This window comes from Pseudomonas sp. LARHCG127 (genome assembly GCF_052871455.1).
The window spans coordinates 281,380-298,711 of record NZ_JBIXJT010000007.1; the positions used below are offsets into that span (position 1 = coordinate 281,380).

The window sequence follows — 17,332 nt, forward strand, 5'->3', positions numbered from 1 at the left end:
ACGACATCAATCTTGACTGACACACCGCCATCGCGAGCAAGCTCGCTCCCACATTTGCTCCCCATTGCCTGGCGAAAGCGGCAGAAAAGCGGCAGCCAGCGGAAGCCGATTGCCGCTTTTCTGGCATTGCCGCTTTGCCGATCCCCGCAAAGCCCCGGTTTACGGGGCTTCTGAAAGTGGCACGACGCTTGCTAAAGCCATCGTACGTACATTCTGGTCACCCAAAGGTTTCCGACATGAGCATCAGCTTCGATAAAGCGCTCGGTATCCACGAACAGGCCCTGAGCTTCCGCGCCCAACGTGCCGAAGTCCTGGCCAACAACATTGCCAACGCCGATACCCCGAACTACAAGGCGCGTGACCTGGACTTCTCCAAGGTGCTCGCCGAGCAGAACGAGAAGACCAAGAACGGCCACTTCGCCTTGAACATGACCAACAACCGTCATATCGAAGCCGAAGGCGTGGGCAGCGGCGACGAATCGCTGATGTATCGCACGCCGATGCAGCCGTCGATCGACCAGAACACCGTGGACGCTCAACTGGAACAGTCCAACTACGCGGAAAACTCCGTGAACTTCCAGGCCAGCTTCACCCTGCTCAACAGCAAGTTCAAAGGGCTGGTATCGGCCCTGCGCGGAGAATAAGCCATGTCGATCGCTAGCGTATTCAACATTGCCGGCAGTGCCATGAGTGCCCAGACCACTCGCCTGAACACCGTCGCCAGTAACATCGCCAACGCCGAGACCGTTTCGTCGAGCATCGACCAGACCTACCGCGCCCGCCACCCGGTATTCGCCACCATGTTCCAGGGCGGCCAGTCCGGCGGCAGCGACTCGCTGTTCCAGGACCAGGACGCGGCGGGGCAGGGCGTGCAAGTGCTTGGCGTGGTCGAAGACCAGAGCAACCTCGAAGCACGTTATGAGCCAAACCATCCGGCCGCGGACGCCAAGGGTTACGTCTACTACCCGAACGTCAACGTCGTCGAAGAAATGGCCGACATGATTTCCGCCAGTCGTTCGTTCCAGACCAACGCCGAAATGATGAACACCGCCAAAGCCATGATGCAGAAGGTCCTGACCCTCGGTCAGTGATAAGGGGCGAGTCACATGAGCGTTACCAACACTACCAGCGGTTTGAGCCTCAACGAGATTCTGGCCAACTCCTCGGTCAAGACCAACACCACGACCGATGGCCTGGGCGCAGCGACCACCGCTGCCACCGGCAAGAAGGAATTGGGCAAGGATGCGTTCCTGCAACTGCTCGTGACCCAGCTGAAAAACCAGAACCCGCTGGAGCCACAGGATAACGGCGAGTTCGTTGCCCAGTTGGCGCAATTCAGCAGCCTGGAAGGCATCACCACGCTCAACGATACCGTGAGCGGCATCGCCGGCAACTACAACTCGTCCCAGGCGCTGCAGGCTTCGTCCCTGGTCGGTCGCTCGGTGATCGCGCCCGGTGACAAGGCCGTGGTCGACACCTCCAAGAGCCTCAACGGCACGGTGGTGGTACCAGCATCGGTGTCCTCCGTCGCCGTCAAGATCGTGGACAAGGACGGCAAGACCGTTCGCACCATCGACCTGGGCAGTCAGAACGCCGGCAATTCCGCCTTCATCTGGGATGGCAAGAACGATGCGGGCACGGTCGTTGAATCGGGCACTTACACCTTCGCGGCCTCGACCACCATCGATGGCAAGGCCACGTCGCTGATCACCAACCTGCCGGCCACGGTCAGCAGCGTGACGATCAGCCAGACGGGCGGTGAGCTGATGCTCAACCTGGCCGGGCTGGGCAGCATTGCCCTGTCCAAAGTACAAACTATTGGTATGTAGAGCCGACTAACCGGCAAAAGGAGTCAACATGTCTTTCAACATCGGCCTTAGCGGTCTCTATGCAGCCAACAAACAGCTGGACGTGACCGGCAACAACATCGCCAACGTGGCGACCACCGGTTTCAAATCGTCCCGCGCGGAATTCGAAGACGTCTACTCGGCCACCAAGCTGGGTTCGGGCAGCAAGACCGTCGGCAACGGCGTGCGCCTGGCCAACGTTTCCCAGCAGTTCGGCCAGGGTGACGTGAACAACACCGGCAACGTGCTGGACATGGGCATCCAGGGCCAGGGCTTCTTTGTCCTGAGCAACGACGGTTCCCTGAGCTACACCCGTGCCGGTACGTTCAAGACCGACAAGGAAGGCTTCATCACCAACAGCGATGGCACCTCGCGCCTGCAGGGCTATGGCGTGGATGCCAACGGCAAGATCCAGAACGGCATCCTGACCGACCTGCGCATCGACACCTCGAACCTGCCGCCAACCGCCACCAGCCTGGTATCGTCGACCATCAACCTGAACTCGACAGCGACGCCGATCACTGCCGCGTTCAATCCGGCCGACACCGCTACCTTCACCAAGCAGTTCACCACCCCGATCTACGACACCCAGGGTAACCAGCACTCGATGGACCAGTACATGGTCAAGACGGCTGGCAACACTTGGAATGTCTACACCTTGATCGACGGCCGTAACCTCAACGGCACCGCACCGACCACGACTGGTGCGACCGCGCCTGTTCCTTCGACCATGAACTTCGATTCGAGCGGCAGATTGACCACGGTCACCACTCCGCCAGCGACCGTCAACAGCGATCTGGTATTGACCGGCTGGGTTCCGGGCACCGTGACCAACGGGACATGGACCGCCAACGGCGCTTCCAGCGCACCGACCATTACGATTTCCATGGGCAACACCACCCAGTTCAACGCCGACACTGCCCGCTCGATCCCAACCCAGAACGGCTACGCCACCGGCCAGATCACCAACCTGACCATCGACGGCAGCGGCGTCTTGCTGGCCAACTTCAGCAACAACCAGACCAAGCCGATCGGCCAGCTCGCCCTCGCCAGCTTCACCAATGAGCAGGGCCTGCAGCCTGTAGGCGGCACCAGCTGGAAAGAAACCTTCGCCTCGGGCATCCCGGGCTACGATGCGCCACAGACCGGTACCCTGGGTTCGATCGTCTCCAACTCCTTGGAAGAGTCCAACGTCAACCTGACCAACGAACTGGTCGAGCTGATCAAGGCGCAAAGCAACTACCAGGCGAACGCCAAGACCATCTCCACCCAGAGCACCATCATGCAGACCATCATTCAGATGGCTTGATGTCGATGGCTGTTTGAAGGCTGCACAAGGAGCCCCTCGCAGAGGGGCTTTTTTGTGGCCGATGGTTTTGTATTGTTTGTGCCGCCCTCTTCGCGAGCAGGCTCGCTCCCACAGGGTCACGTGTACGCAGGTCAAATGTGGGAGCGAGCCTGCTCGCGAAGAGGCCAGCCCAGGCGCCGAATTTTCTTCAGGCAAAAGAAAACCCCCGATAAACCAGCGGTCTATCGGGGGCTTCTTCAGCGGGCGCTTTTACACGCTCACCCGCTCAGCTTATTGGCAAGCTTCGCAATCCGGCTCGTCGATCGCGCAGGCCTTCGGCACTGGCGCAGGTCCGGCTGGAGCAGCCAGGACCGAATCGTCACCGTGGTTGCCGCCGCTGGAAACCGCGTTCAGCTTGCCGGTGTTGATGGTCGACTTCTCGGTGCTGGTGGCGGCCAGGGCACGGAGGTAGTAGGTGGTTTTCAGGCCACGGTACCAGGCCATGCGGTAGGTCACGTCCAGCTTCTTGCCCGAAGCGCCGGCGATGTACAGGTTCAGCGACTGAGCCTGGTCGATCCACTTCTGGCGACGGCTGGCGGCGTCGACGATCCACTTGGTGTCCACTTCGAACGCGGTCGCGTAGAGCGCCTTGAGCTCTTGCGGGATGCGTTCGATCTGCTGCACCGAACCGTCGTAGTACTTCAGGTCGTTGATCATGACCGAGTCCCACAGGCCGCGAGCCTTGAGGTCGCGAACCAGGTACGGGTTGATCACGGTGAATTCGCCCGACAGGTTCGATTTCACATACAGGTTCTGGTAGGTCGGTTCGATCGACTGCGACACGCCAGTGATGTTGGCGATGGTGGCGGTCGGTGCGATGGCCATGATGTTGGAGTTACGGATGCCTTTCTGCACACGGGCGCGAACCGGTGCCCAGTCCAGGGATTCGTTCAGGTCGACGTCGATGTACTTCTGGCCGCGCTGGGCGATCAGGATCTGTTGCGAGTCCAGCGGCAGGATGCCCTGGGACCACAGCGAACCCTGGAACGTCTCATAGGCGCCACGCTCGTCGGCCAGGTCGCAGGAAGCCTGGATCGCGTAGTAGCTGACCGCTTCCATGGACTTGTCGGCGAACTCGACCGCAGCGTCCGAACCATACGGGATGTGCTGCAGGTACAGCGCGTCCTGGAAGCCCATGATGCCCAGGCCCACCGGCCGGTGCTTGAAGTTGGAGTTCTTCGCTTGCGGCACCGAGTAGTAGTTGATGTCGATCACGTTGTCGAGCATGCGCACGGCGGTGTTCACGGTGCGTTGCAGCTTGGCGGTGTCCAGCTTGCCGTCGACGATGTGGTTCGGCAGGTTGATCGAGCCCAGGTTGCAGACCGCGATCTCGTCCTTGTTGGTGTTCAGGGTGATCTCGGTGCACAGGTTCGAGCTGTGGACCACGCCCACGTGCTGCTGCGGGCTGCGCAGGTTGCACGGGTCCTTGAAGGTCAGCCATGGGTGGCCGGTCTCGAACAGCATCGACAGCATCTTGCGCCACAGGTCTTTGGCCTGGACGACTTTGAACAGCTTGATCTTGTTGTACTCGGTCAGGGCTTCGTAGTACTCGTAGCGCTCTTCGAAAGCCTTGCCGGTCAGGTCGTGCAGGTCCGGCACTTCGGATGGCGAGAACAGGGTCCACTTGCCGTCATCGAAGACGCGCTTCATGAACAGGTCCGGGATCCAGTTGGCGGTGTTCATGTCGTGGGTGCGACGACGGTCATCACCGGTGTTCTTGCGCAGCTCGATGAACTCTTCGATGTCCATGTGCCAGGTTTCCAGGTAGGCACAGACCGCGCCCTTGCGCTTGCCGCCCTGGTTGACCGCAACGGCGGTGTCGTTGACCACTTTGAGGAACGGCACGACGCCCTGGGATTTGCCGTTGGTGCCCTTGATGTACGAGCCCAATGCGCGAACCGGGGTCCAGTCGTTACCCAGGCCACCGGCGAATTTCGACAGCATGGCGTTGTCGTGGATCGCGCCGTAGATGCCCGACAGGTCGTCCGGAACGGTGGTCAGGTAGCAGCTCGACAGCTGCGGACGCAGGGTGCCGGCGTTGAACAGGGTCGGGGTCGAGGCCATGTAGTCGAAGGACGACAACAGGTTGTAGAACTCGATCGCACGGTCTTCACGCTGCTTCTCTTCGATGGCCAGGCCCATGGCCACGCGCATGAAGAAGATCTGCGGCAGTTCGAAACGCACGCCATCCTTGTGGATGAAGTAACGGTCGTACAGGGTTTGCAGGCCCAGGTAGGTGAACTGCTGGTCGCGCTCGTGGTTGATCGCCTTGCCGAGTTTTTCCAGGTCGAATTCGGCCAGGACCGGGTTCAGCAATTCGAATTCGATACCCTTGGCGACGTAGGCTGGCAGGGCCTTGGCATACAGGTCGACCATTTCGTGGTGGGTCGCGCTCTCGGCGACTTCCAGGAAGCTCAGGCCTTCGGCACGCAGGGTGTCCATCAGCAGGCGGGCGGTCACGAAGGAGTAGTTCGGCTCGCGTTCCACCAGGGTCCGCGCGGTCATCACCAACGCGGTGTTGACGTCCTTGAGGGCGACGCCGTCATAGAGGTTCTTCAGGGTTTCGCGCTGGATCAGGTCGCCATCGACTTCTTCCAGGCCTTCGCAGGCCTCGGTGACGATGGTGTTCAGGCGGCCCATGTCCAGCGGCGCCAGGCTGCCGTCGGCGCGTGCGATGCGGATCGAAGGGTGGGCCTGGACCGGGGCGTCGGCAGGGGAGCGGGTAGCACGCTCCTTGGCGCGGGAGTCACGGTAGATCACGTAGTCGCGGGCCACTTTCTGCTCGCCGGCACGCATCAGGGCCAGTTCGACCTGGTCCTGGATTTCTTCGATGTGGATGGTGCCGCCCGACGGCATGCGACGCTTGAAGGTCGCGGTGACCTGTTCGGTCAGGCGGGCCACGGTGTCGTGGATTCGCGACGAAGCGGCAGCGGTGCCGCCCTCAACTGCGAGGAACGCTTTGGTGATGGCGACGGTGATCTTGTCATCGGTGTAAGGAACGACAGTGCCGTTACGCTTGATCACACGCAGTTGGCCCGGCGCGGTGGCGGACAGATCCGGGCTCGAATCGGCGGCCAGCGGCGCGGTGCCCTGCGGGTTCTCGCGAGTTGTGTCGGTGTGCATGGGTGTCTCCACGTTCTCTATGTTTGTTTGGGCACCATCACGGTGCCCACCGTTCCGTCCTGAAGCACTACAACCGACTGGCGCCGGGCATAACAACTTCGGGACAGTAGGAAGCAGGCGTTTAATGCCGCTTCCATCCGAAGTTCTCAGGTTGCGAGCGGGGCTCGAAACCGGGTTGCCGGGGTGGCAGCAATTGACTGCAACACCCGTACCGTTTCGGTCGTTTCGGACCTTGAAACAGTTGCCATCCGCAGGGGCGGTCTGGGCTTGGGGAAATGCGATGTTTCAGTTGGACAGAAGCAAGAAAAGCGCTTGAATTCTCTGCCCGACTTGTGTTTGGTTTTTGGCCTGAAACCCTACATGTAGGGTTTTTTGCGCGGCGGGCTACAAGATAATGCGTTTTGGGGGGGTATGCAACGTACTACCTGTGGATAAGCCTGTGCGTAATTTGTGTGCGAAACGCGGAACAGCTCTGTAGGCCGCGACCTAGCTGGAGTGGACCTTTTTTCATCGGTTTCGACGATCCGAAAACAGCTTGAAGGTTTTTGCGGGCGCGGACGTTACCACAGAAAACCCACCCGATCGAAACGCATTTGTCTGCTTGTTTTCTGCGCAGGCGACGTTTATACAATCGGCCCATGCATGGGTGTGTTTATCCTCCTTTAACATGACAAAAAGATGGGTGGGAGGCACAGGACCCAACCTGTGGGAGCGAGCTTGCTCGCGATAGCGGCCGACCAGTTGCAGGGAGGCTGGCAGACACATCGCCATCGCGAGCAAGCTCGCTCCCACGGGGTTCGTGCCTTGTCAGTGATATTGGCAACATGCCTCTCTTTATTTAGCTAATCAGCCAAAAGGTCCCCCAGTGGAACAAGAAGCCTGGCAGGTATTGATCGTCGAGGATGACCAGCGTCTGGCCGAGCTGACCCGGGAATACCTCGAAAGCAACGGATTGCGTGTCGCCATCGAAGGCGACGGCGCGGTGGCGGCGGCGCGGATCATTGCCGAGCAGCCGGACCTGGTGGTCCTCGACCTGATGCTGCCCGGCGAAGACGGCCTGAGCATTTGCCGTAAAGTGCGCCAGCAGTATGACGGGCCGATCCTGATGCTCACCGCTCGCACCGACGACACCGATCAGATCCAAGGCCTGGACCTGGGCGCCGATGACTACGTCTGCAAGCCGGTTCGCCCGCGTCTGCTCTTGGCGCGCATCCAGGCCCTGCTGCGGCGCAGCGAGCCGGAGCCGAGTACGGCGCAGAAGCCGCGGCGCCTGCAATTCGGCCCGCTGGTGGTCGACGATGCCCTGCGCGAAGCCTGGTTGCAGGGCAACGGTATCGAGCTGACCAGCGCCGAATTCGACCTGTTGTGGCTGCTGGTGTCCAATGCCGGGCGCATCCTGTCCCGGGAAGAAATCTTCACCGCCCTGCGCGGCATTGGTTATGACGGCCAGGACCGTTCCATCGACGTGCGCATTTCGCGCATCCGCCCCAAGATCGGCGACGACCCGGACCATCCACGGCTGATCAAGACCATCCGCAGCAAGGGCTACCTGTTCGTTCCTGAAGCTTGCGTAGACCTGGCGCCGTGAATTCGATCTTCCTGCGTATTTACGGCGGCATGTGCGCCGCGCTGGTGTTGGTGGCGGTCCTCGGTGTGCTGGCCCTGCACCTGCTCAACCAGACCCGCGGCGAGCAATACCGCGAGCGCCTGGCCCACGGCACGTTTTCGTTGATGGCCGACAACCTGCGGCCGATGAACGACACCGAGCGCCGCCGGGCGCTGGCAGTGTGGGAGCGCCTGCTGGGCATTCCCCTGGCGTTGCAGACCTTCACCCAGACCGACCTTGACCTCGGCCAGCGCACCCGTGTGCTGCGCGGCCAGGCGCTGGTCGAGCAGACCGGGCCGCACGCGGCAAAAGTCTACCGGTTGGTCAATGATGCCGAGCAATTGATGTTGGTGGGGGAGGTCCAGCAGATCAGCGAGCAACTGGCCCGCGCGACCATTTACCTGTTGGCCGACGAACTGGTGCGTTACCCGGTGGCCGAGCAACCCAAGCGGTTGGCGCAACTGGAGCAGGAAAAAGGCTTTGGTTTCGACCTGCGACTCATGACCGCCGAGCAGGCTGACATGGACGAAGACCAGCGCCGTCGTGTGTCCGAGGGCGACACGGTGATGGCCCTGGGCAAGGGCGGCGACTCCATCCGGGTCTTCGCTGGCATGGTCGGTACGCCGTGGGTACTGGAGATCGGCCCGCTGTACCAGATGAACCCTTATCCGCCGCAATGGCTGGTGTTGATCGCGGCGCTGGGCTTGAGTCTGATTGGCTTGATCGTCTATCTGTTGGTGCGTCAGTTGGAGCGACGTTTGCGTGGCCTGGAGTCGGCCGCCACCCAGATCGCCCAGGGCAGCCTGGAAACCCGGGTGCCCGCCCGAGGCGCCGACTCGGTCGGGCGACTGGCTGCGGCGTTCAACGGCATGGCCGAACACCTGCAGCAACTGTTGGCGATCCAGCGCGAGCTGGTGCGGGCGGTGTCCCACGAATTGCGCACCCCGGTGGCGCGCCTGCGCTTCGGCCTGGAAATGCTCGGCAGCGCCACCACGCCCCAGGCCCGGGACAAATACCTGGCGGGCATGGACCACGACATCGAAGACCTGGATCGGCTTGTGGACGAAATGCTCACCTACGCGCGACTGGAACAAGGTTCACCGGCCTTGAATTTCCAGCGGGTGGATCTGGATGCGCTGGTCAATCAGGTGATCGATGAACTGGGACCGTTGCGGGCCGGGATCACCGTTGAACGCGGTCTCTGCCTGTCGGCCGCTGATTGCGACGGCGCCTGGGTCGAGGCCGAGCCACGCTTCCTGCATCGCGCGTTGCAGAATCTGGTGGGCAATGCCATGCGCCACGCCCATTCCAAGGTCACGGTCAGTTACCAGGTGGGCCAGTTGCGCTGCCGGGTGGATGTGGAAGACGACGGGCCCGGCGTGCCGGAAGCGGCGTGGGAGCGAATTTTCAAGCCGTTCCTGCGCCTGGACGACAGTCGCGCCCGTGCGTCGGGCGGCCATGGGCTGGGGTTGTCGATCGTGCGGCGGATCATCCACTGGCACGACGGCAGGGCGCTGATCGGCAAGAGCAAGAGCCTGGGTGGGGCGTGTTTCAGCTTGAGTTGGCCGAGGCATCAGGACAGGTCTTGATATATGCGGCGCCTGTGCTGGCCTCATCGCGAGCAAGCGCGCTCCCACAGTGGATTTATGTTGTGGCCAAAACTTGAGGCCATCCCAAATAATCCTGTGGGAGCGAGCTTGCTCGCGATGAGGCCCTCCCAGACACCAAAAAATCTCAGGCCCTGATCCCCACCAGGCTCAACAGCTGCCCATCCTTCACCCCAAACTGCGCCTGCAATTCACTGCCATGGTGCCATTCGGTCGACAGGTCCGTCAGCAAGCGCAGCCGCACCTGGCCGTCATGTGTCCAGTCCAGCACCTCGGCATGCTCGAAATAAAAACGCTGCCTGACAATGGGGTACAGCGCCTTGAACAGACTTTCCTTCACTGAAAAGGTCAGGGTCACCAACAAGGCCTGGTCATCACGGGCGAGCCGGGTCATGCGTTGCAGCTCTGGCGAGGTCAGGATTTCACCGGCCAGGCGTTCGGCGCGTTCGGGGTCGAGCAGGTTCTCCACGTCCATGCCCAAGCCTTGCCAGTGTTCTTTTTTCGCGACGATGGCCGCTGCCCGGCCCGTGCTGTGGGTGATCGAGCCGCTGATATGCGCCGGCCACACCGGGGCGCGGTCTTCGCCAATGGCCGGTACGCAAATCTGGCCGTCGAGTCGCTGCAACGCCGCCCGAGCGCAGATCCGCCCGGCCAGGAACTCTGCCTGACGCTTGGCCACTGAACGCTGGATGCTCGCCGGCGGCTCGATGACGCTGTTGGTGAAGTCGGCGCCCACCAGCAACAACGGGTCGAAGCGGGTGCTCAGCAGCACCGTATCGGGCAGGGCGTCGGGCAATAGCCAGTGCTCATCCAGGGGCGAGCAACAGGCGGGGAGGGTGGGGAGTGTCTTCATGCCGGGCATTTTGCCGGGTTGGTGGAAGGCTGGGTAGTGGGGGGCGCGTGTATGGGGCAGAGGCTGGCTTTTGTGGCGAGGGAGCGTGCTCCCGCTGGGCTGCGAAGCGGCCCCAAAAGATCTGTGAGCGCTACGCACTCAAGCGGGAGCAAGCTCCCGCGCCCCAAAAACATAATTTTTTAATCTGAAAGAAGTGTGCTCAGCCAAAGATTTTCTTGAAGAACTCCTGCATATCCGCCCACGATTTCTCATCGGCTTCCTTGTTGTAGGCGATGTCCGGTCCGCCATGGTCGCCGTGGCTCAAGCGGTCGGCGTCGGGGTTGCTGAAACCGTGCTTGGCGCCTTCGAGGTTGACGAATTTATAGTCGGCACCGGCCTTGTCCATCTCGCTCTTGAACGCGGTCACGTTGTCCTGGGTAACCATGCTGTCCAGGGCACCATGCTCCACCAGCACCTTGGCCTTGACGCTGCCTGGCGTGGCCGGGGTGTTGGTCACCAGCGCACCGTGGAAGCTCACCACGCCGGCCAACGGCACACCCTGGCGCGCTGCGTCGAGCACGACTTTGCCGCCGAAGCAGTAGCCGATGGCGGCGAGTTTGTCCGGGTCGGTCTGGGGCTGTTTCTTCAGCAGGTCGAGACCGGCCTGGAAGCGGGCGCTGGCCGCCTTGCCGTCCTTGAGCGCCGCCTGCATGAAGGCCATGGCGTCCTTGGGGTGCTCGGTGTTCTTGCCGTCGCCGTACATGTCGATGGCCAGGGCGCTGTAGCCCAGGCCCGCGAGATCACGGGCGCGGCGCTTGGCGTAATCGTTCAGCCCCCACCATTCATGCACCACCACCACGCCTGGGCGCGGGTCTTTGACGGCGTCGTCATAAGCGTAATAACCGATCAGCTGGGTGCCGTCGGCACTGGTGTAGGGGATCTCCTGGGTCTGGATGGCGGCGTGGCTCACACCGCTCATGGCCAGAAGTACAACAGCTAGCAGCCTGCGCATGACGGATCTCCTTATAAAAAGTGGTCCGCACAGATTAGCCGATTCATTCAGCGCCGGTTCAGAGAACGTTCAACGGGTGTTCAGGGACCGCTGGTTAAGGTGACGGCGACTCCACAACACATCCACGCTGCAAAGGAACTTGATCATGACTGCTATGAAAAAACTGCTGCTGGCTTTCACCGTGCTGGGCGCCAGCGCCATGGCCCACGCCGATGACAATTTCGCCAGCCTGACCCTGGGCCAGACCAGCGACAAGGTGAAGAAGTCCGACGCCTTGAACAGCGCCCTGAACAACCCGAACGCCGACGGCATCATCGGCAAGGACACCACTTATGGCCTGCGACTGGGCAAGCAGAACGACCAAGGCCGCTACTACGCCACCTACGACAACGTCTCTGGCACCCACAACGGCATCAAGTTGCGCCAGGAAAACCTGTTGGGCAGCTACGATGTGTTCTATCCGGTCACCGGCAGCACCAAACTGTTCGGTGGCGGCACGGCGGGCCTGACCAAGCTGACCCAGGATTCGCCTGGCTTCAGTCGCGACAGCGACATCGGCTACGCGGTGGGCTTGCAGGGCGGCGTGCTGCAACAAATTTCGCAAAACACCTCGATTGAACTGGGTTACCGTTACCTGCGCAGCAACGCCAGCACCGAGATGAGCCCGCACGGTGGCGCCAAGGTTGGCTCGCTGGACCTGACCAGCAGCGCCCAGACCTACCTGTCCGCCAACTACACGTTCTAAGCAGGCGAGGGCACGGTGAGGAAATCCAGCCGGATCGGTCGAAGACGATCCGGCGCCTTTCGTTGAGGTGCGCCGCGCCGGATTGTTTGATTTGCCTGGGGAGAGGCTCCATGAAATTACTGGTCGTCGAAGACGAAGCGCTGTTGCGTCATCACCTGCAAACCCGGCTCACCGACAGCGGCCATGTGGTGCAGGCCGTGGCCAATGCCGAAGAGGCCTTGTACCAGGCTCGGGAGTTCAACCATGACCTGGCGGTGATCGACCTGGGCCTGCCCGGCATCAGCGGGCTGGAGCTGATCCGCCGGCTGCGCGCCCAGGACAAGACGTTTCCGATCCTGATCCTGACCGCCCGCGGCAACTGGCAGGACAAGGTCGAAGGCCTGGCCGCCGGTGCCGACGACTACGTGGTCAAGCCGTTCCAGTTCGAAGAGCTGGAGGCTCGGTTGAACGCCCTGTTGCGCCGCTCCAGCGGCTTCACCCAGTCGACCATCGTCGCCGGGCCGTTGCTGCTGGACCTCAACCGCAAGCAGGCGTCCCTCGACGAGGAGCCGCTGGCGTTGACCGCCTACGAATACCGCATCCTCGAGTACCTGATGCGCCATCACCAGCAGGTGGTGGCCAAGGACCGCTTGATGGAGCAGCTTTACCCCGACGACGGCGAGCGCGATCCCAATGTCATCGAAGTGCTGGTAGGACGCCTTCGCCGTAAGCTGGAGGCCCCGGCCGGCTTCAAGCCAATCGACACCGTGCGGGGCCTGGGTTATCTGTTCAACGAGCGCTGCCAGTGATTCGTTCGCTTCGGCTGCGGCTGATGCTGGCCGCCATGACCCTGGCGGTGCTGTTCATGCTGGCCTTGTTGCCGGCCATGCAAGGGGCGTTCAGCCTGGCCTTGCAAGAATCCATCGAGCAACGCCTGGCCTCGGACGTGACCACGCTGATTTCCGCCGCCCGGGTGGAAAACAACCGCTTGAAGATGCCGGCGCAGTTGCCCGATGAACGCTTCAACCTCGCCGACGCCCGCCTGCTGGGCTACATCTATGATCGCGAGGGGCGGCTGGTCTGGCGGTCGAAGGCGACCCAGGAAGAAAACATCAACTACACGCCGCGTTATGACGGCCAGGGCAACCAGTTCGCCCGCATTCGCGAGAGCAATGGCCAGGAGTTTTTTGTTTATGACGTCGAGATCAAGCTGCTCGGCGGCCAGAGCGCGGCGTTCAGCATCGTCACCCTGCAACCGGTGCGCGACTACGAAGTGACCTTGCAGGGACTGCGGGACAATCTCTACCTGGGCTTTGGCGCGGCCCTGGCGGTGTTGCTGGCGCTGTTGTGGATCGGCCTGACCTGGGGCCTGCGGGCGTTGCGGCGCCTGAGCCAGGAGCTGGACGAAATCGAAAGCGGGGCCCGGGAAAGCCTCAGCACCGAGCACCCCCGGGAACTGTTGCGCCTGACCGGCTCCCTCAACCGCTTGCTTTATAGCGAGCGGGAACAGCGCAGCCGTTATCGCGACTCCCTCGATGACTTGGCCCACAGCCTGAAAACCCCGCTGGCGGTGTTGCAGGGCGTCAGCGAAGACATGGCCCGGCGCCCCGAGGACCGTGGCCAGGCCTGGGTGCTGCAAACCCAGATCGAGCGCATGAGCCAGCAGATTGGCTACCAATTGCAGCGCGCCAGCTTGCGTAAGAGCGGGCTGGTGCGTCATCAGGTGCGCTTGCGCCCGGTGCTGCAAAGCCTGTGCGACACCTTGGACAAGGTCTATCGCGACAAGCGGGTCACCGTCAGCTTCGATCTGCCGGAGCACTGCCAGGTGCCGATCGAACAGGGTGCCTTGCTGGAAATGCTCGGTAACCTGCTGGAGAACGCCTATCGGCTGTGCCTGGGCGAGGTGCGCGTCAGCATGCACCAGACCCTCGGCGGCACGGAGTTGAGTGTCGAGGACGATGGGCCGGGCGTGCCGCCGGATCAACGGGCGCGGATTCTCCAGCGTGGCGAGCGGCTGGATCGCCAGCATCCGGGGCAAGGCATTGGCCTGGCGGTGGTCAAGGACATCATCGACAGCTACGGCGCCCGCTTGACCCTGGGGGATTCAGAGCTGGGCGGGGCGGCGTTCCGGATTCACTTTCCGGTGGTTTGACTGGAATATTTTCGGTGTGTTTGCTGGCCTCATCGCGAGCAAGCTCGCTCCCACACTGGATTTTCGGCGCACACAAATCCCCTGTGGGAGCGAGCGTGCTCGCGATGAGGCCAGCCAGCACACCACAAAAAACCAATCCAGAAAATCAGCTCTCCAACTCCCGATAAGCCCCCGGCGTCACACCCGTCCACTTCTTGAACGCCCGGTGAAACGCCGAAGGTTCGGAGAAACCCAACTCCTCGGCAATCTGCTGCAACGACAGCTCGGCACGCCCCAGATGGTAGATGGCGATATCCCGCCGCAGTTGATCCTTGAGTTCCTGGAAGCTGGTGCCTTCTTCCCGCAGATGCCGGCGCAAGGTCTGCGGGCTGATGTGCAAATGGGCGGCGACGGTGTCCAGGTCGGGCCAGCGCGCCGTGTCGCGGCTGAGCAGGCGGCGCAGCTGGCTGCTGAGGCTGTGGCCATCGTCCGGGCGCGACAGCAGGTCGGCGGGGGAGTGTTCGAGGAAATGCTTGAGGGTGCGTTCGTCCTGCAACAGCGGCATGTCCAGGTAGCGGCTGTGGAACAACAGGCTGCTGCCGGGTGCGTCGAACGCCAATGGGTAGGGGAACAACAAGTCGTACTCAGCCGCGTGGGCGGGCTTGGTGTAGCCGAACGTCACCTGCTCCAGGCCGATCCGCTGGCCGATCAGCCAACTGGCGAGGCGATGCCAGACCACCAGCAGGCTTTCGGTCAGGAAGTGATCCGGGTCCCACAGCGTCGAATCGTCCAGTACCAGCCGCACGCGTTCGCCTTCGGTTTCCAGCGTCAGGCGCGGGGCGTCGGGGAATAACCCATAGAACAACAAGCCGCGCTGCAGGGCCTTGCCCAGGGTCCGACAGTGGATCAACGCGTGACACATCATCGCAAACGTCCCGGGTTTACTCGGTGCCCGGCCGAACCCCAAATATTCGTCCTCCATTGCCAGCCACAGGGCCTGCAACAGGCGGGCGAACTGCTCCGGCGCAATCCGCGCGCGCGGCTCATCCAAGAGTTCGGGGCTGATGCCCAGCTGTTGCAGCAAAGGCAAATAGTCGAAGCCTTGCCGACGCGCACCGCCCAAGGCGGCGCGGGCGAAGTGGCTGGCGATCGTGCGTTGGCGCATGGCAGAAATCCGTCCGTTAAGCGGGCGATGGTAGCAGGGGGCCGAGGTTGGACAAGGCGGATATCCGCCAAATCCCGGAGTGATAAACACCCTGTTGGCGGAAATCCGCCATGTTCTGCCGCCGTGTTTAACCGCTGAGGAATCCACAACGCCTTCTGTAATAACGGTTGTAGGGCATTTCCAGAAAATGGCACGGGCTTTGCGATAGAGCCTGCAGGTCTGCCGCGTGCAGCCGAACAAAACAAATCCCTCCAGTGCAGGAGGGTTCGCAATTGAGGTGCCGTGGACGACAGGTGGAAGTCGTCATGCGGGACTCTTGAGGAAGGTTTGCCATGACGACTCGTCAGCCACTGTACAAATCCCTGTATTTCCAGGTGATCGTAGCCATTGCCATCGGCATTTTGCTCGGCCACTTCTACCCGCAGACCGGTGTTGCCCTCAAGCCATTCGGCGACGGGTTCATCAAACTGATCAAAATGGTCATCGCTCCCATCATCTTCTGTACCGTCGTCAGTGGTATCGGCGGCATGCAGAACATGAAATCGGTGGGCAAGACCGGCGGCTACGCGCTGCTGTACTTTGAAATCGTCTCCACCATTGCCCTGCTGATCGGCCTGGTCGTGGTCAACGTCGTGCAACCAGGCGCCGGCATGCACATCGACGTGTCGACCCTGGACACCAGCAAGATCGCTGGTTTCATCAATGCCAGTAAAGACCAGAGCATCATCGCCTTCATCCTCAACGTGATCCCGAACACCATCGTGGGCGCGTTCGCCAACGGCGACATCCTGCAAGTGCTGATGTTCTCGGTGCTCTTCGGTTTTGCCCTGCATCGCCTGGGTGCCTACGGCAAGCCGGTCCTGGACTTCATCGATCGCTTCGCCCACGTCATGTTCATCATCATCAACATGATCATGAAGCTGGCGCCTATCGGTGCGTTCGGTGCCATGGCCTTCACCATCGGCGCCTACGGTGTCGGTTCGCTGGTGCAACTGGGCCAGCTGATGATCTGCTTCTACATCACCTGCGTGGTGTTCGTGCTGGTAGTACTGGGCGCCATCTGCCGCGCCCACGGCTTCAGCGTCGTCAAGCTGATCCGCTACATCCGTGAAGAACTGCTGATCGTGCTGGGTACTTCCTCCTCGGAATCGGCCCTGCCGCGCATGCTGATCAAGATGGAACGCCTGGGTGCCAAGAAGTCGGTCGTAGGCCTGGTCATCCCGACGGGCTACTCGTTCAACCTCGACGGTACGTCGATCTACCTGACCATGGCTGCGGTGTTCATCGCCCAGGCCACCGACACCCCGATGGACCTGACTCACCAGATCACCCTGCTGCTGGTGCTGTTGCTGTCGTCCAAAGGTGCGGCTGGCGTGACCGGTAGCGGCTTCATCGTACTGGCGGCGACCCTGTCGGCCGTAGGCACCTTGCCGGTGGCTGGCCTGGCACTGATCCTGGGTATCGACCGCTTCATGTCCGAAGCCCGCGCCCTGACCAACCTGGTGGGCAACGCTGTTGCCACGATCGTGGTTGCCAAGTGGGTCAAGGAACTGGACGAAGACCAGTTGCAGACCGAGCTGGCTTCCGGCGGTCGTGGTATCTCCGACGTCCGTGAAGATGACGAGCAGATCGCGGCGGCGCAGATTGCAGCGGCTGAAACCTCTGCTCCAGGCGCTATGAAGTAATCTTCAGGCTGCAATGAAAAACCCGCTTCGGCGGGTTTTTTATTGGTTCTCGATTTTGAAGCTGGCGCGCTTCTGTGGCCAGAGATTGCTCCCGCTGGGCTGCGCAGCGGCCCCCTGCGAATTACCTGAAGCTACGCGGTGGCAGATACATATTGGGGTTGCTTCGCAACCCAGCGGGAGCAAGCTCCCTCGCCACAATGGTCCCGGACTGAGCGGATTGGTCAGCCCGAACGATGCCCCCGGTGATTGCCC

At 61.7% G+C, this 17,332-nt stretch carries 14 protein-coding genes; 10 read left to right on the forward strand and 4 right to left on the reverse strand.

Annotated features, from left to right (window positions below):
- Positions 1–236 precede the first annotated feature (236 nt).
- From flgB to flgE, 4 genes are read left to right on the forward strand one after another with little or no spacing between them, the layout of a single operon-like run.
- Positions 237–644 carry a flagellar basal body rod protein FlgB gene (gene flgB / locus ACIPQ1_RS14675; RefSeq protein WP_186707045.1) on the forward strand — a complete coding sequence of 136 codons (408 nt, stop codon included), beginning with the start codon at positions 237–239 and terminating at the stop codon, positions 642–644.
- A gap of 3 nt (positions 645–647) precedes the next feature.
- Complete coding sequence (flgC, locus tag ACIPQ1_RS14680) at positions 648–1,091, forward strand: flagellar basal body rod protein FlgC (protein ID WP_250963483.1); 444 nt, start codon at positions 648–650, stop codon at positions 1,089–1,091.
- Between the two features lie 15 nt (positions 1,092–1,106).
- Complete coding sequence (gene flgD, locus ACIPQ1_RS14685) at positions 1,107–1,829, forward strand: flagellar hook assembly protein FlgD (RefSeq protein ID WP_250963484.1); 723 nt, start codon at positions 1,107–1,109, stop codon at positions 1,827–1,829.
- A 28-nt stretch (positions 1,830–1,857) separates the two neighbouring features.
- Positions 1,858–3,156, forward strand: coding sequence for a flagellar hook protein FlgE (flgE, locus tag ACIPQ1_RS14690; protein WP_186707043.1), 1,299 nt, complete (start codon positions 1,858–1,860; stop codon positions 3,154–3,156).
- 270 nt (positions 3,157–3,426) lie between these two features.
- Here the strand turns inward: flgE and ACIPQ1_RS14695 are convergent, their stop codons facing one another.
- Entirely contained in the window at positions 3,427–6,318 is a 2,892-nt protein-coding gene (locus tag ACIPQ1_RS14695) for a ribonucleoside-diphosphate reductase subunit alpha (RefSeq protein WP_053124363.1), read from the reverse strand.
- An 865-nt stretch (positions 6,319–7,183) separates the two neighbouring features.
- Between ACIPQ1_RS14695 and ACIPQ1_RS14700 the strand changes: the two genes are divergently transcribed.
- Entirely contained in the window at positions 7,184–7,906 is a 723-nt protein-coding gene (locus ACIPQ1_RS14700) for a response regulator (RefSeq protein WP_186707042.1), read from the forward strand.
- A complete protein-coding gene (locus ACIPQ1_RS14705; protein ID WP_208665517.1) occupies positions 7,903–9,513 on the forward strand; it encodes an ATP-binding protein in 1,611 nt (536 codons plus the stop codon). The genes ACIPQ1_RS14700 and ACIPQ1_RS14705 overlap by 4 nt, the downstream gene beginning before the upstream one ends.
- A gap of 145 nt (positions 9,514–9,658) precedes the next feature.
- On the opposite strand, the gene ACIPQ1_RS14710 is transcribed toward ACIPQ1_RS14705, so the two are convergent.
- Together ACIPQ1_RS14710 and ACIPQ1_RS14715 are read right to left on the reverse strand one after the other, a co-directional pair.
- A complete protein-coding gene (locus ACIPQ1_RS14710) occupies positions 9,659–10,384 on the reverse strand; it encodes a 4'-phosphopantetheinyl transferase family protein (RefSeq protein WP_411385400.1) in 726 nt (241 codons plus the stop codon).
- 199 nt (positions 10,385–10,583) lie between these two features.
- Entirely contained in the window at positions 10,584–11,375 is a 792-nt protein-coding gene (locus ACIPQ1_RS14715; RefSeq protein WP_446534352.1) for a dienelactone hydrolase family protein, read from the reverse strand.
- A 145-nt stretch (positions 11,376–11,520) separates the two neighbouring features.
- Between ACIPQ1_RS14715 and ACIPQ1_RS14720 the strand changes: the two genes are divergently transcribed.
- The 3 genes from ACIPQ1_RS14720 to ACIPQ1_RS14730 all read left to right on the forward strand — a co-directional run bounded on the left by ACIPQ1_RS14720 (position 11,521) and on the right by ACIPQ1_RS14730 (position 14,251).
- Positions 11,521–12,120 carry a hypothetical protein gene (locus ACIPQ1_RS14720; protein WP_186707038.1) on the forward strand — a complete coding sequence of 200 codons (600 nt, stop codon included), beginning with the start codon at positions 11,521–11,523 and terminating at the stop codon, positions 12,118–12,120.
- 110 nt (positions 12,121–12,230) lie between these two features.
- Positions 12,231–12,908 carry a response regulator gene (locus ACIPQ1_RS14725; protein WP_053124352.1) on the forward strand — a complete coding sequence of 226 codons (678 nt, stop codon included), beginning with the start codon at positions 12,231–12,233 and terminating at the stop codon, positions 12,906–12,908.
- Positions 12,905–14,251 (forward strand): ATP-binding protein, encoded by a 1,347-nt coding sequence (locus ACIPQ1_RS14730; protein WP_250964203.1) that lies wholly within the window; start codon positions 12,905–12,907, stop codon positions 14,249–14,251. Before ACIPQ1_RS14725 ends, ACIPQ1_RS14730 begins: the two co-directional genes overlap by 4 nt.
- Before the next feature lie 145 nt (positions 14,252–14,396).
- Here the strand turns inward: ACIPQ1_RS14730 and ACIPQ1_RS14735 are convergent, their stop codons facing one another.
- Entirely contained in the window at positions 14,397–15,395 is a 999-nt protein-coding gene (locus ACIPQ1_RS14735; protein ID WP_250964202.1) for an AraC family transcriptional regulator, read from the reverse strand.
- A 332-nt stretch (positions 15,396–15,727) separates the two neighbouring features.
- On the opposite strand from ACIPQ1_RS14735, the gene ACIPQ1_RS14740 reads away from it, so the two are divergent.
- Positions 15,728–17,080 carry a dicarboxylate/amino acid:cation symporter gene (locus ACIPQ1_RS14740; protein ID WP_186728810.1) on the forward strand — a complete coding sequence of 451 codons (1,353 nt, stop codon included), beginning with the start codon at positions 15,728–15,730 and terminating at the stop codon, positions 17,078–17,080.
- The last annotated feature ends 252 nt before the right edge of the window (positions 17,081–17,332 follow it).

Coding starts and splice junctions, on each gene's coding strand:
- flgB (WP_186707045.1), top strand. CDS start 237: ATGAGCATCAGCTTCGATAAAGCGCTCGGTATCCACGAACAGGCCCTG.
- flgC (WP_250963483.1), top strand. CDS start 648: ATGTCGATCGCTAGCGTATTCAACATTGCCGGCAGTGCCATGAGTGCC.
- flgD (WP_250963484.1), top strand. CDS start 1,107: ATGAGCGTTACCAACACTACCAGCGGTTTGAGCCTCAACGAGATTCTG.
- flgE (WP_186707043.1), top strand. CDS start 1,858: ATGTCTTTCAACATCGGCCTTAGCGGTCTCTATGCAGCCAACAAACAG.
- ACIPQ1_RS14695 (WP_053124363.1), bottom strand. CDS start 6,318: ATGCACACCGACACAACTCGCGAGAACCCGCAGGGCACCGCGCCGCTG.
- ACIPQ1_RS14710 (WP_411385400.1), bottom strand. CDS start 10,384: ATGAAGACACTCCCCACCCTCCCCGCCTGTTGCTCGCCCCTGGATGAG.
- ACIPQ1_RS14715 (WP_446534352.1), bottom strand. CDS start 11,375: ATGCGCAGGCTGCTAGCTGTTGTACTTCTGGCCATGAGCGGTGTGAGC.
- ACIPQ1_RS14720 (WP_186707038.1), top strand. CDS start 11,521: ATGACTGCTATGAAAAAACTGCTGCTGGCTTTCACCGTGCTGGGCGCC.
- ACIPQ1_RS14725 (WP_053124352.1), top strand. CDS start 12,231: ATGAAATTACTGGTCGTCGAAGACGAAGCGCTGTTGCGTCATCACCTG.
- ACIPQ1_RS14735 (WP_250964202.1), bottom strand. CDS start 15,395: ATGCGCCAACGCACGATCGCCAGCCACTTCGCCCGCGCCGCCTTGGGC.
- ACIPQ1_RS14740 (WP_186728810.1), top strand. CDS start 15,728: ATGACGACTCGTCAGCCACTGTACAAATCCCTGTATTTCCAGGTGATC.